General features: G+C 43.8%; 14 protein-coding genes. 4 read left to right on the plus strand and 10 right to left on the minus strand.

Annotation, left to right across the window (positions count from 1 at the left end; translation table 11 throughout):
• Window positions 1-6 precede the first annotated feature (6 nt).
• Genes Q7A_RS05800 through Q7A_RS05810 form a run of 3 tightly spaced genes read right to left on the minus strand, consistent with a single transcriptional unit; the run spans window position 7 to window position 3,610 of the window.
• Window positions 7-594 carry a PqiC family protein gene (locus Q7A_RS05800; protein ID WP_014706402.1) on the minus strand — a complete coding sequence of 196 codons (588 nt, stop codon included), beginning with the start codon at window positions 592-594 and terminating at the stop codon, window positions 7-9.
• A 12-nt stretch (window positions 595-606) separates the two neighbouring features.
• Complete coding sequence (pqiB, locus tag Q7A_RS05805; RefSeq protein WP_014706403.1) at window positions 607-2,277, minus strand: intermembrane transport protein PqiB; 1,671 nt, start codon at window positions 2,275-2,277, stop codon at window positions 607-609.
• Window positions 2,270-3,610, minus strand: a complete 1,341-nt coding sequence (locus tag Q7A_RS05810) for a paraquat-inducible protein A (protein ID WP_014706404.1) — start codon at window positions 3,608-3,610, stop codon at window positions 2,270-2,272. Before Q7A_RS05810 ends, pqiB begins: the two co-directional genes overlap by 8 nt.
• A 282-nt stretch (window positions 3,611-3,892) precedes the next feature.
• Here Q7A_RS05810 and Q7A_RS05815 point away from each other — a divergent pair, with 282 nt between their 5' ends.
• Window positions 3,893-4,135, plus strand: a complete 243-nt coding sequence (locus Q7A_RS05815) for a DUF4282 domain-containing protein (protein ID WP_014706407.1) — start codon at window positions 3,893-3,895, stop codon at window positions 4,133-4,135.
• A 60-nt stretch (window positions 4,136-4,195) separates the two neighbouring features.
• On the opposite strand, the gene Q7A_RS05820 is transcribed toward Q7A_RS05815, so the two are convergent.
• The gene (locus tag Q7A_RS05820) at window positions 4,196-4,537 is read right to left on the minus strand and encodes a zinc ribbon domain-containing protein YjdM (RefSeq protein WP_014706408.1); all 342 of its coding nucleotides are present in this window, start codon (window positions 4,535-4,537) and stop codon (window positions 4,196-4,198) included.
• Between the two features lie 127 nt (window positions 4,538-4,664).
• Entirely contained in the window at window positions 4,665-4,988 is a 324-nt protein-coding gene (locus Q7A_RS05825) for an ArsR/SmtB family transcription factor (protein ID WP_014706409.1), read from the minus strand.
• A gap of 89 nt (window positions 4,989-5,077) precedes the next feature.
• On the opposite strand from Q7A_RS05825, the gene Q7A_RS05830 reads away from it, so the two are divergent.
• Window positions 5,078-6,076: a permease gene (locus Q7A_RS05830; RefSeq protein ID WP_238595955.1), complete on the plus strand. Its 999-nt coding sequence runs from the start codon at window positions 5,078-5,080 to the stop codon at window positions 6,074-6,076.
• Here the strand turns inward: Q7A_RS05830 and Q7A_RS05835 are convergent.
• From Q7A_RS05835 to Q7A_RS05850, 4 genes are read right to left on the minus strand one after another with little or no spacing between them, the layout of a single operon-like run.
• Complete coding sequence (locus Q7A_RS05835) at window positions 6,061-6,534, minus strand: VOC family protein (protein ID WP_014706411.1); 474 nt, start codon at window positions 6,532-6,534, stop codon at window positions 6,061-6,063. The genes Q7A_RS05830 and Q7A_RS05835 overlap by 16 nt on opposite strands.
• A complete protein-coding gene (locus tag Q7A_RS05840) occupies window positions 6,531-6,923 on the minus strand; it encodes a YciI family protein (RefSeq protein ID WP_014706412.1) in 393 nt (130 codons plus the stop codon). Before Q7A_RS05840 ends, Q7A_RS05835 begins: the two co-directional genes overlap by 4 nt.
• Before the next feature lie 47 nt (window positions 6,924-6,970).
• Entirely contained in the window at window positions 6,971-7,801 is an 831-nt protein-coding gene (locus tag Q7A_RS05845; protein WP_014706413.1) for a YciI family protein, read from the minus strand.
• Window positions 7,802-7,811: 10 nt separating this feature from the next.
• A complete protein-coding gene (locus tag Q7A_RS05850) occupies window positions 7,812-8,255 on the minus strand; it encodes a YybH family protein (RefSeq protein WP_014706414.1) in 444 nt (147 codons plus the stop codon).
• A 322-nt stretch (window positions 8,256-8,577) separates the two neighbouring features.
• Between Q7A_RS05850 and Q7A_RS05855 the strand changes: the two genes are divergently transcribed.
• Both Q7A_RS05855 and Q7A_RS05860 read left to right on the plus strand, forming a co-directional pair.
• Window positions 8,578-9,075 carry a type IV pilin protein gene (locus Q7A_RS05855; protein WP_048480979.1) on the plus strand — a complete coding sequence of 166 codons (498 nt, stop codon included), beginning with the start codon at window positions 8,578-8,580 and terminating at the stop codon, window positions 9,073-9,075.
• A 15-nt stretch (window positions 9,076-9,090) separates the two neighbouring features.
• A complete protein-coding gene (locus Q7A_RS05860; protein WP_014706416.1) occupies window positions 9,091-11,940 on the plus strand; it encodes a putative bifunctional diguanylate cyclase/phosphodiesterase in 2,850 nt (949 codons plus the stop codon).
• Here Q7A_RS05860 and Q7A_RS05865 read toward each other — a convergent pair.
• Window positions 11,937-13,160 (minus strand): RNA polymerase sigma factor, encoded by a 1,224-nt coding sequence (locus Q7A_RS05865; RefSeq protein ID WP_014706417.1) that lies wholly within the window; start codon window positions 13,158-13,160, stop codon window positions 11,937-11,939. The genes Q7A_RS05860 and Q7A_RS05865 overlap by 4 nt on opposite strands.
• Window positions 13,161-13,166 lie beyond the last annotated feature (6 nt).

Consider the following 13,166-nt stretch of genomic DNA (forward strand, 5'->3'; position numbering starts at 1 on the left):
TTCAAATCAGAGATTGGTGATTTCAGCCGCTAGTTCTTCAGCTAATTTATCCAGGTTGTTGCCCAATGCGCGTACCAGAGCAGGATAACCATCAATCGCAAGTGGAGTTTCAATAGTAAATGGCGAAATTAAAAGCATATTTCCTTTACTGTCCTGCAAACGCCATTGCCCGCTGGTCACTGCTTTGCCAGTAAAATGCCCATGAAACTGCTCAATATCCAACTGTAAATTCCACGCCGTTTGTTTTAATCCCCGACTATCTGATACTACCAGCAACTCTGGGAGTTGTTTGCTCAATCGGCTACGCAATCCACGGCGTATTTGTTGACCCAGATTTTCTGCCCAAAGATGCTCATTGGCTTGATGCAGAGTAATGTCATCTATTTGCAATGCAATGCGTTCGCTGTCAAGAAATTCAGCCAGACTAATAGAGCCTATTACTAAGACTTGTGCATCAGGAGTTGAAGCCTGCTCAGAGGATTGAAAGGTTTCTGGCAGGGTATATCGTTGTGTATTAACTGCTTGATTGGCACAAGCCAATAAACTCAATACCAGCAATAAGCTAAAAAACAATTTATTGACTTTTATCAACATAACTAATCCCGATTATTTTGGCGCTCGTGGTACAGGATCGTCGCTGTCACGACGATCAAAAATCAGTGCATTGGGTTGTTCGCCCAGTGTACGTGCAACTGGTTGCAGGTCACGCAGCAGTTTATCCAAACGTTGCAGAGTGCCCGTCATTTCTTGATAAGCGGACGAATCAGGCGACAGCCCCTGCAAAGTGGCTCGAATTTCGGTCAGTGTCTGATTAATGTTTTCAGGGATCTGTTGCGTTTCAGAAGCATTGACCAAGGTTTGAATGCTGGCGGTTAACTCCCTGATTTCGCTCAACATGGTTTCGGAGCTTTCCAGATTACGATCCATGCCGGTTAGAATCGGTTCAACTTCCAGTTGATTGAGTTTATCCAGCAAATTCGACACTTTCAGTTCGATTTGCGCCAAGCCTGTTGAACTGGTTGGCAGAACCTGATGCCCTTCAAACGTTCTGGCCACAAATTCAACTGATTCATCACGCTGAAAATTAAGATCAACAAATAATGAACCGGTCAAAAGGTTACCGGATTTAAGTGAGGCTCTTAATCCGGCATTCAACATGCGGTCGAAGCGGGCTGCCCAGTCTTTGATATCAACTTTTTCACTACCGCCTAAGCGTTGTGGTTCCAAGCGGATTAACACGGGAATAGCAAAGCCGCTCTGCGCATTGCGTTCGGGTGAGGTAAATTTCCAGGGCACACTCGAAACCGTACCAATACGAATACCACGGAATTCAACCGGCGCCCCCTTGGAAAGCCCGCGAACGGTATCTTCGATTAACAGTACATATTCAAGATATTGAGTATAAGCTTCCTGACGCGCACTCTCCTCATCACCGTAAAGGGTAAAAATGCTGTCGGGCTGGGCGCGAGAACCGACCGGTAAATCCTCAAGTACGCCAAATGTCACACCACCGCCTAATAATGCTTCCAATGAGGCAATATTGACTTTGAACCCCTCAGAATCCAGTTTTAAATCGACGCCATTGGCAGACCAGAAACGGGTGCCTTCGGTGACCAGAACATCGTAAGGGCTCTCAATAAATAACTGGTGACGCATTTCACGCTTTTCGCTATCAAATTCAGCGCTTTCAACCCGACCCACATTGAACCCTTGATAGGTGACGGGATCACCAACACGCAGAGAGTTACCCAGTTGACTGATAAGGTTGATACGTAAGCCTTGCACGCCCAGAGTTGAAATAGGCGGTTGTTCCAACACCTCAAATTCACGTTGTTCGATATTACTTTCACCAGGTTGTAATTGAATATAGGCGCCGGATAGTACGGTATTAAGGCCGCTGATCCCTTCTCGGCCTATACGTGGTTTCACGACCCAGAAGCGGGAGTCATCGACCAGCATCGGTTCGGCCTCTGGATTAATTCGTGCAATGATTAGTGTGTGGGTTAAATCATCTGATAGCCGCACCTGTTCCACCTGACCAATATCCACATTGCGCGTTTTGATCATGGTTTTGCCAGCTTCTATCCCCTCGGCATTTGCCATCGTTAAGGTAATTCTAGGGCCTATACGACTGTAGTTGTCATATATCAGCCATAGGCCAATCATGACCGCGACAATCGGCACAATCCAGATGGGGGAAAGACGAGATTGTCTGCCCGCTTTTGCTCGATGCTGGTCGTTCACATTGTCTTCATTAGAGACAGGGGAATCACTCATTCACGGTTTCCTTGGAGTGCGTTTTTTTGGTTGTGTCGGGCGTATCCCATATCAGCCGTGGATCAAATGTCATCGCCGCTAACATGGTTAAAATAACGACAGCCCCAAATGCTAGTGCTGCCGGACCGGGGGTTATCGACATTAAGTTACCAGCCCTGATTAATGCCACCAGTATAGCCACTACAAATAAATCTACCATGGACCAGCGACCGATAAATTCGGTAATCCGATATAAATTGGTTCGGTTATTGGCGCTGAGTTCACTGCTTTTACGTACGACAAATGACAGCCAGATCAACGCCAGCATCTTGCCGACAGGAACCAGAATACTGGCAAAAAAGATCACTGCTGCAATTGGCCAGGAGCCTTTTTGCCATAAATCAATGATGCCTCCAATAATGGTTGCCGGCTGACTCTGGCCCAGCACTGTTGTTGTCATAATAGGATAGGCATTTGCTGGAATGTACATCACAATTGCTGCCGCCAAAAGTGCCCACGTACGTTGCAGGCTATGTGGTAAACGTAGATGCAGGGGTTCGCCACAGCGGCGACAATGTCCATGACCGGAATCGGACAGTTCGTTTATCAAACCACAGGTTGAGCATCCTGCCAAACCTTGTGAAGCCGCCGTTTCGCCTGTGCGAATGCCCTTTGGGGCCTGAGGTTCACCCGCAAGTGAAAACCACATCCAGTCGGCATCAATAGAGCGCGTGGTCATTAACAGTAAAATTGCAAAGGCACAAAAAGCCCAAAACGATGCACCTAATTCAATCTGTGCCATGCCAGCGATTTTTATCAAACTGACTAGCGCGGCAATGATAAATACATCCGCCATCATCCACGGATGCATATGTGATAACGAACGAGCAATACCGCGACTAAATGGAAAGGGAGCTGCCCTGAGCAAACCAAATTGCAGCCAAATGACCCCTAATAGATAAACTGCCGGCAATACAATAATAGTCAGTGCCACAATGAGGGCGACCAAGGGCTGATGAAAACTAATCATGCTGGTCGCGGTTTGAGTCAGCTCAATATTATTGCTGATGCCTCTTGCTTCAAAACTGACAAAGGGAAATGAGATCGCCAATATCAACGCAATTAATGCACTAATAGCAAATGCCATGCTGCGCTGAGCTGGACGAAAATGTCGTCTAACTAAGATATGCCCGCAACGTGGACAGGTAGCATGCTCACCCGGACGTAATGCAGGTAACACCACCACCCAATCACACTCATGACAAGCACGCATTCTTCTCAAAGAAATACGGCTCTCCGGTGACGCTGGTGCAATGTCAACTGACACTTTATTGAGCGTGATGATTGGTTTCAATTCGATTTTCCGTGACAGCGGTCAAGAAATACTATGGGTAAAAGGGCATTATACGCATTGGCAATAGATATGTTTGGCATCAATAGACAGATGGTGAATACAGTTCTACTGATAAGACCTTCAATTAAAAACGATGTTCATTTATTGCCATAATGTAAAAAAACTGAAATGGATGTTAGTGAACTGGGCTTGTTTATCTTTCATCTCCGCTAGCAGTGGTGGATATGAAAGATAAACAAGCCCTGATACTGCCATCCACTGATTAATCTAGGAGAGAAAGAAGTGAGAGATATCCTGTTTTTTGATTCGATGTTAACTCCGAAAATCATTACGCTGGTTTACTGGTTGTTATTAGGTGCTGCACTGGTTTCTGGCCTGGGCATGATGTTCGCTGGTGGTATTAGTAGTTTTCTTATAGGAATTTTTACCATGCTGGCTGGTGCCGTCGGCGCGCGTATCTGGTGTGAATTATTGATAGTGCTATTTAAAATTAATGAAAATATGAAAAAACTAGCAGACAAATAAATTACCCACAAAAAAGGGCTCGTATTAGAGCCCTTTTAGTACCTCAGATGCTGTGAAGCGTCAGACTTTTTTCACAAATTGCGATTTAAGTTTCATTGCCCCAATACCATCAATCTTGCAGTCAATATCGTGATCGCCCTCTACTAGACGGATATTTTTGACCTTGGTGCCGACTTTTACTACCAGTGAAGAACCTTTTACTTTCAGATCCTTAATAACCGTTACAGTATCACCATCCTGCAAAACATTGCCATTGGCATCGAGAATACCATCTGAGCTTTCACTATTATCAGTCACCGTATCAGCCGACCATTCATAAGAGCATTCCGGACAAATCAGAATATGGTCATCTTGATAGACATATTCGGAATCACACTTTGGACAATTGGGTAAATCGCTCATTTCAAACCTCAATCAAAAAGCCAGCTCTGTGTTGGCATAGCGCGATATAGTACGCCAGCAGACAGTATTTTGCCCAATGATCAAAACCAGCGAGATAAATCGTTGGTTAATTTTGTTTAAAAATGCGTTAGCAATCACATGAGTTTGTTTCGGTATCTGGTGGTTGATGTCCCTCGCAACACTCTTCTTTCAGATAGGCCATCAGATTTTCCAGATGAGGAAAGTTTGGTTTGCAGCAAATGCTGCGGCCTTTTTTATCCTGAATAATCAGATCGGCATGGGCCATTTTGGTTAGATGATGCGAGAGTGTAGAGCCTGGTATGGCTAAATTACGCTGTATTTCTCCCACCGCTACACCTTCATGTCCGGCTTTAACCAGATATCTGAAAATAGCTAGACGACTACTGTTACCTAACTCTGCCAAACTGATTGCCGCCTCGTCATGCGTCATGGCTTTTCCTTTTATTTCGATATTTATAGAAATTTAGTTGACAGGCTTAAAACAAGCAAGTTATTTTATATTTCTATTTTTCTAGAAATATGGATTTAATTATGAGTCAGAATCTTAACGATACACTAGCAATGTTTGCTTTTTTAGCCGTTGAACTTTCAATACTGTTTCTTGTTGTTAGTTTTCTGGTCGGTTTGGTGCAATGGAAAATTCCCGCTGAAAAAATTCAGAATTTACTTGGCGAAAGTCAGCGACGTGGATATTTAATAGCAGCAGGATTAGGGGCGATAACCCCTTTTTGCAGTTGTTCAACTATTCCGATTTTGAAAGGGCTTATAAAAGCGAGAGCAGGTTTTGGGCCTATGATGGTATTCCTGTTTGCTTCACCAATATTAAACCCCATTATTGTCGTACTTTTATTCGCCACATTTGGACTAAACCTGACATTGATATATGTCATATCGGCTTTCGTCGTTTCCCTAGTCGGGGGCTGGTTATTAAATCAAATGGGTTTTGAACGATACATTCGAGATGAACATTATTCCACGGCTAAAACTGTTCAATCTTGTTGTAATACATCAGAAGAATCTAGTACAAGTCATGCTGAAAAGGATAATCCTGCTTGCTGTGCCATTGAAAGCCAACCAGCGGATTGCTGTGATGCCCAACCAGTTGCCAAAACACCGTTCCAACGGATTAGTAAACAAGCCTGGTCAGATTTTATTGATGTTTTACCATATTTATTGGTCGGTATTGCGATCGGCAGTGTAATTTATGGTTTTGTGCCGACCGATTTCCTGCAGCAGTATGCTGGTGGTGATAATCCTTTTGCCATTCCTTTGGCGGCAGTTATTGGAGTGCCTTTGTATATTCGTGCAGAAGCTGTTATTCCTCTAGCTTATTCCTTATTGGCAAAAGGAGTTGGTGCAGGTACCGTCATGGCATTGATAATTGGTAGTGCCGGTGCCAGCTTGACGGAATTAATTTTGTTACGCTCATTGTTTAAAACGCGTTTATTAATCGCCTTTGTTGTGGTGGTAATGACAATGGCGATTGCTGCAGGATATTTGACTTATCTGCTGTTCTGATAAGCGGCTTCTAATTGTGGGATATTCAGCTTGTTCATGGAGAGTAATGCCGTCATTACTGCCGGAGCACGCTGTTTATCCTGCAACATTTTATCCAGCATATTGGGCACAATCTGCCAGCACACACCAAACTGATCCTGAACCCAGCCGCATTGCAATGTCCTGCCGCCATTGACCAGTAACTTATCCCAAAGCAGGTCGATTTCGGTTTGATTCTCGCAGCGGACTAACAATGACATCGCATGATTAAATGCCACATCCGTGCCACCATTGAGAGCGATCAGTTGCTGGCCATAAATTTCAAATGTGATAGACAGCACTGAACCCTCTGGTCCAGGGCCTGCATTGTTGTAATAGAGCCGATCAATTTCGTGGCCACCGAATACCGACAGATAAAAATTCACCGCAGGTTCGGCGTTGCTGTTAAACCACAGACAGGTTTGCAGTTTTTGCGTCATGGTGATGAGTTTCTTTTACCACCGCTGCTATTCTGTTCAGTCTGCAATTCACGCACGGGGCGAATTTCAATACTGCCGTATCTGGCGGGGGGAATATTGCCGGCCAATTGAATGGCTTCGTTAATATCCCGTGCTTCCAGCAGATAAAAACCGGCCAGTTGTTCTTTGGTTTCAGCAAAAGGACCATCGGTCATCGTCACTTTGCCGTTGCGGACGCGAACAGTAGTAGCCGTCTCGACCGATTGCAACGCTGAACCATCCAGCATATGGCCACTGCTTTGCAGTTTTTCACCACAGGCCATGCATTCCTGATTCAGGCTGTCCCATTCCTGCTGGGACATTTGATTCATGATTTGTTCCTGGTAATACACCAAAGCCAGATATTTCATTTAAGTCTCCCGATGGTTTTTTGATTGTTACTTAGTCTGAAAGATAATCAGAGCGTACATTGACCACAATTAATCATCCATGGCGTACCAAACCGATCCACCAGCATGCCAAACCGCTTGGCCCAAAATGTGGGTTCGAACGGCATCTGTACACAGCCACCTTCGGCTAGTTGATTAAAAGTGGTTTCAGCCTGTTGCTCATCTTCAAAAGCAATCTGTACATGAAAACCTTGTGGTTTTTCAAACATGCCGGGTGGGCAATCTGATCCCATTAACATCCAATTGCCGACCTGAAGAGAGACATGCATGATCTTGTCAGCGAACTCGGCAGGCATTTCATTTGCCATCGGGGATTCGCTTCCGTTTAATATCATTACGATATCGCCACCAAACACCTGTGCATAGAACTCAAAAGCCTGGCGGCAGTTGCCATCAAATAATAGATAAGAGCTGGTGGAAAGCGGTTGTTTGTGAAGTTTATGCTCAAGTTCGATATGTTTTTGCAAACCCTGCCCATCAACAAAATCACTCATTTCATAAAGTTGTCTGAGTTCCAGTTCAACGTTGCCATCGGCATCTTCAGCTGGCCAGCGTTTGGCCCAATCCAGTGCTTCCTGTTTGGAGTTGACCTCAATAACCGTGTAACCGGCGAGTAATTCTTTGGTTTCAGTAAACGGACCATCAGTGATTATCGGCTTACCCTGCTGAAATTTAATGCGGGCCCCATCACGGGTTGGTTTCAAGCCTTCACCGGTTCTTAATATTCCGGCCTGATCCATTTGCATGTTGTAGTTGCCCATGGCCGATAATAATTGTTCACTGGGCATTACACCTTTTTCAGTATCGGAATCGGCTTTACGTAAAATCATGAATTTCATTGTGTGCTCCTTACCAGGCAGATTCAGTTTCAGGGGTAAGCTGAAACAACGCTGAGCCTGTTGCCATATCAAACGGCAAAGAAAAGTGCTCATGAATAATCAACCATTTTCCGTGAATTTTTTCATACACCTGAGTGCCTCGAACCCAGCCGACCTGTTCTTCACCGGTTTTTTCATCAATTCCGCCACATTGATTAAGGAAAAAACATACCGCCAGATTTCCATCAACCTTGATATCAAGCTGGCCGATTTCAAACTGAGTCATTTTGCACATCTGCAGGCAACGTTGCCAATGTGCCTCATATTGTTTGCGACCTTTAAACTGCAACTCGGAAATCGCATCAAATGACCGAATATCTTCAGCATAAAACGGCATGATTTGTTCGATGTTCTGGCTTATTACAGCCTGTTTCCAGTTTTCCACTTGTTGTTCAACTTCAGTTTTCATGTTCATAAATATTTCTCCATATTGAAGGCTAAAAAGATTGGCCTTATCAACTAGTCGAATAAGCAACCGTGAAATCGACAGTCAGAAAAAATACAGATTTCTTTTTTTTAGCCGATAACTATCAAGCTCGCCAATCAATTAGAAGAACGTTAATTCAGGTTATGGAGGTATCTTTTAAACTCCATAAGATGTTTGTGCTAATAAGTGTGGCCAGAAGGAATTTGTGAACCACTACCTTATCGAAAACAGCCCTCGTGCTAGCATTTAATAAAATCTATCAGGGATGGTAAATCGATAAATACTACGAAAATCTAAAGAAGGGTTTCCTGTGCGGTTTACTAAGTTGAACATCACTTCACAAAAAGCAATGACGTTAATCGAACTCATGCTAGTTATCGCTGTACTTGGTGTCATAGTGACTATCGCGGTACCCAGTTATCGCAGCTATATTGATAAAACTCATAACGCTTTGGCTATCTCTCAACTTGTGACAATCAAATCGGTGATTGAACGTTACTACCTTGAAAATCACCGTTATCCACCTGATTCTGAGGCTGAATGGAAAGCTTTTACTTCCAATCTTCCCAATAATGGTAAAGATCCCTGGGATAACCCTTATGTTTATACAAATATTGCAAATGCTGGTCCGGGAATTATGGGGCGAGTAAGAGCAGATAAAAAATTGAATCCCATCAACACTCAATACGATCTTTACAGTAAAGGGAAAGATGGTGTAACCAAAAGACAAGTATCAAACAAATATAGTCTGGATGACATTATTCTGGCTCGAGATGGACGTTTTATAGGCCTCGCGGCTGATTTTTAGGTTGATAATTCCTTAATGATAGAAAAATCGCCCCACAACCGAAATAAAGTCGCTCGAAGGATATTGCTCTCCTTTGTTGTTGCATCCTTAATACCAGTATTGGTTTTGGGGGTATTGTCTTTTCATCAAGTCAGTCAGCAGCTATACCAACAATCCTATGATGTGCTACAGAAAAGCAGTAAAGATTATGGTTTGCGATTTATCGACCGGCTCGTATTGGCTGAAAGCGCTTTACGATTATTGGCAAACCGGATTGAACGTTCAAGCAGAGGATTACGGGATCAGAATTTATTCCGGGATCAGAAGTTACAAAAACAGTTTAGCGATTTAGCAATAATTACCAATAATGGTCAAAGAGCCTCTTTGTTAGGTGATACCCGTATGGTGCCATATCTCACAGAACAGGAGATTGAATCCGTTCGTTCCGGATTAACACTTATTAAACCGATTGAGAGCAATGAGATTGGCGTTAAACAGATTTGGATCGCCTTAAATTTTAATGAAAACAGCCCTGATGCTGGCATTTTAATGGCTGAGTTACACCCCGAAGCTTTGTGGGAAGTCGATAATCTAGGTGTCAATCAGCTTATGGTAATGACAGATGTCGGCGAATCCTGGTTCAGCTCATTACCAAGCACGTCATTACCCAACCAATTATTGACCAATCTACTCGACAACTACAGCGGCAGTTTTAATCACAATCTTGGAAACAATGCTTATCTGGGCGGCTTCTGGCAAGCACCTATAGCCAATATGTTTGCCTCCCCCGATCTTATTATTGTGCATGCCCAACCGAGATCAATGGCGCTAAGTGCTATCGACTATTTCACCAAGGTTTATCCGCCACTGATTTTGTTGACTGTATTAATTGTGGCGTTCCTCAGTACCAAATTAATTGCCAAATATCTCTCACCACTGACCGCACTTAGAATTGCTACCGAACGTATTGCAGAAGGGCAGTTTGATTATCAGGTCGACATACACAGCAAAGATGAATTTGAAATTCTAGGTGATTCATTTAATGAAATGACCCGACGCTTGCGCAGTCAGTTTGAAATTCAATCCACCATGGCTGAAATAGATCGACAGATCCTTTCTGTGCTGAATGCGGATGAAATCGTTGAAACCGCTTTAACTCGATTGCCCGGCATATTTTTTAGTGACCTGATTTCGATTGCCAAATTTGATGCTGAAAAACAACTTATTGTGGAGGTCCATACTCGTCGTGATGGTCAACATTTTGATTTATTGGACCAATCATTCCCTATAAACGATGAAGAACTGACTGATTTGCAAAAAAATCAGGGGAGTGTGGTGGAAATCAACAATCAGCCGCGTTTACCGGCTTATCTGGAAGTATTAAAACTGACTGGTAACTGGCATTTTTTGGTCATTCCGGTGGTGGTGAATGGCTCTATTTCTGCCACTATCAGTTTTGCTTATCAACAGACTAAGATCATTAGTAATGACCTCAAAGCTATTGCCAGAAGCTTTGGTGATCGTATTGCAGTAGCTTTATCAAACGCAGCTTGGGAGGAGAAGCTTTTTCATCAGGCGCATTTTGATGGATTAACCGGCTTAGCTAACCGGTTAGTGTTAAATGAGAGATTGCATCAGGAAATTGCTCGGGCAAATCGTGATTCAAAACAGTTGGCGGTTTTTTTTCTGGATCTGGACCGCTTTAAAAACGTCAACGATTCTTTGGGTCATGCTGCTGGTGATGAGCTTTTGATCCAGATAGCAGAACATTTATCCAACAGTATTCGAACCACCGACCTGGTGGTCCGAATGAGTGGCGATGAGTTTGTCGTGTTGATTACTGACATTGATAATCCGGCACTTATCAGCATGATTGCCGAAAAAGTATTAAAAGCAGTAGATACAACCTCAATAGTGGCAGGACAGTCGGTTAAATCCACCGCCAGTATGGGTATTGCCATGTATCCAACAGATGCCGAAACGCCTGAAGATCTGCTGAAATTTGCGGATTCGGCCATGTATTATGCGAAAAATGACGGTCGCGCTAATTTCCGTTTCTATTCAGCAGAAATGACCGCAAAGGCGCTGGAAAATATCAAGCTTGAACATGATTTACGAGAAGCTATTAGTAAAGATGAAATTATTATTTATTACCAGCCAAAATTTGATAGTGAAAAACAGGTCATCGGTGCGGAAGCGCTAATTCGCTGGAATCATTCCGAGTTGGGCATGATTTCACCTGCCAAATTTATTCCGATAGCTGAACAATCAATGCTGATTGTGGAAATTGGGCGCTGGGTGCTTGAACAAACATGTGAGTTTATAAAATCATTCACTAACCTGGGTATTGAACCGGTGCCAATTTCAGTGAATATTTCAGGCGTGGAATTTGATCGTCCAGACATTGTGAACAAAACGGCTGAGATCCTTAAACGTACACGAGTTAATCCGGATTTTATTGAACTGGAATTAACCGAGAATGTTGCGATAGGTAATCGTGAGGCCTGCATTGAGAGAATGCATCAGTTGAAAGCATTGGGCCTAAGGCTGGCGATGGATGATTTTGGTACCGGTTTCTCATCATTATCCTATCTGCAGGATTTGCCATTGGATGTACTGAAAATTGATCAGCATTTTATTCGTGAGCTGGAAACCGGTATCAATAGTCAGGCAATTGTAAGAGCCATACTTGCTTTAGCGGATGGTTTGCATATGCAGGTGATCGCTGAAGGGGTGGAGACAGAGTCACAACTGAAATTTCTGCAGGATCATCAATGTAAATTGTTCCAGGGCTTTTTGTTCAGCAGGCCAATTCCGGCAAACGAATTCGTCAAACTGCTGCTTGGTAAAGAGCAAAAAAATCATCTCGGCTTAGGCAACGTTTAAATCGGTAATTCGGCGAGGCGACGTTGCAGAAAACGTTGTTCAGGCCCTTGCTGGGTTAAATCAAGTGCCTGCTGGTACGCCAGTTTGGCAGTTGAAAACTGCTGCAAACGGCGACATAGATCCGCCTTGGCTGCATAAATCAGGTGATAGTTATTCAGTTCGCCCTGAACCCGTAATTGCTCAATTATCACTAAGCCTGCTTCGGGGCCCTGCAGCATTGCGATTGCCACCGCCTGATTTAATCTGACAACAGGGGAATCAGTAAACTGCATAAGCGCATCATATAGCCCCACGATTTGTTGCCAATCCGTTTGGTCGAAAGACAAGGCTTCCGCATGAACTGCTGCGATGGCGGCTTGTAGAGTAAAGGGACCAAAATGCTGAGTTTGTAATGTCTGAATAACCAGCTCACAACCTTGCTGAATCTGTTGCTGATCCCACAAACGCCGATCCTGATCTTCCAGTGTAATCAACTCGCCGTTACTATCTACCCGGGCATGACGTCGTGAGTCCTGAAGTAGCATTAATGCTAATAACCCGTTTACTTCAGCTTCGGGCAATAGCTGTGTTAATAATCGGCCAAGACGAATCGCTTCACTGGCTAAATCATGTTTGACCAATAATTCGCCATTGCTGGCAGAATAACCTTCATTAAAGATCAGATAGATGACCTGTAGCACGGACTGCAGACGTTCTGCTAATTGATCTGCATCAGGGACTTCATAAGGAATACCTGCTTCGCGAATTTTGTTTTTGGCGCGGACAATTCGTTGGGCAATGGTGGTTGGTTTTTGCAGAAAGGCCCGGGCGACTTCCTCGGTGGTTATGCCACAGATTTCCCGTAATGTCAGTGCCAGCCGTGCTTCTTCGGCTAATGCTGGGTGGCAGCAAGTGAATATCAGTCGTAATTGATCATCTTCTATCTGCTGCTCATCCAGCAAGGTCTCTTCTGCGGCCTGTTCATCAGTGATGGTATCTAAAGAATAATCAAAACGTGCCTGTCGGCGTATTTGATCAATGGCTTTAAAGCGGGCAGTGGATATCAACCAGGCACGCGGATTCTCTGGAACGCCATCCAGCTCCCATTTTTTCATGGCAATCGCAAAAGCCTCATGCATGGCTTCTTCAGCTAAATCAAAATCACCTAACAAGCGGATTAATGTGGAAAGGATCTGCCTGGATTCACTTTTATATATCTGATTAAAAAAATCTGGTTTCATTAATGA

Origin of the sequence: Methylophaga nitratireducenticrescens, assembly GCF_000260985.4 — a bacterium.
Taxonomy (GTDB): Bacteria; Pseudomonadota; Gammaproteobacteria; order Nitrosococcales; family Methylophagaceae; genus Methylophaga; species Methylophaga nitratireducenticrescens.

Excerpts from the sequence above, each read along its gene's own strand:
- Q7A_RS05850 (WP_014706414.1), bottom strand. The coding sequence starts at position 8,255 with ATGAACATGAAAACTGAAGTTGAACAACAAGTGGAAAACTGGAAACAG.
- Q7A_RS05800 (WP_014706402.1), bottom strand. The coding sequence starts at position 594 with ATGTTGATAAAAGTCAATAAATTGTTTTTTAGCTTATTGCTGGTATTG.
- Q7A_RS05835 (WP_014706411.1), bottom strand. The coding sequence starts at position 6,534 with ATGACGCAAAAACTGCAAACCTGTCTGTGGTTTAACAGCAACGCCGAA.
- Q7A_RS05865 (WP_014706417.1), bottom strand. The coding sequence starts at position 13,160 with ATGAAACCAGATTTTTTTAATCAGATATATAAAAGTGAATCCAGGCAG.
- pqiB (WP_014706403.1), bottom strand. The coding sequence starts at position 2,277 with ATGAGTGATTCCCCTGTCTCTAATGAAGACAATGTGAACGACCAGCAT.
- Q7A_RS05840 (WP_014706412.1), bottom strand. The coding sequence starts at position 6,923 with ATGAAATATCTGGCTTTGGTGTATTACCAGGAACAAATCATGAATCAA.
- Q7A_RS05825 (WP_014706409.1), bottom strand. The coding sequence starts at position 4,988 with ATGACGCATGACGAGGCGGCAATCAGTTTGGCAGAGTTAGGTAACAGT.
- Q7A_RS05820 (WP_014706408.1), bottom strand. The coding sequence starts at position 4,537 with ATGAGCGATTTACCCAATTGTCCAAAGTGTGATTCCGAATATGTCTAT.
- Q7A_RS05860 (WP_014706416.1), top strand. The coding sequence starts at position 9,091 with ATGATAGAAAAATCGCCCCACAACCGAAATAAAGTCGCTCGAAGGATA.
- Q7A_RS05845 (WP_014706413.1), bottom strand. The coding sequence starts at position 7,801 with ATGAAATTCATGATTTTACGTAAAGCCGATTCCGATACTGAAAAAGGT.
- Q7A_RS05830 (WP_238595955.1), top strand. The coding sequence starts at position 5,078 with ATGGATTTAATTATGAGTCAGAATCTTAACGATACACTAGCAATGTTT.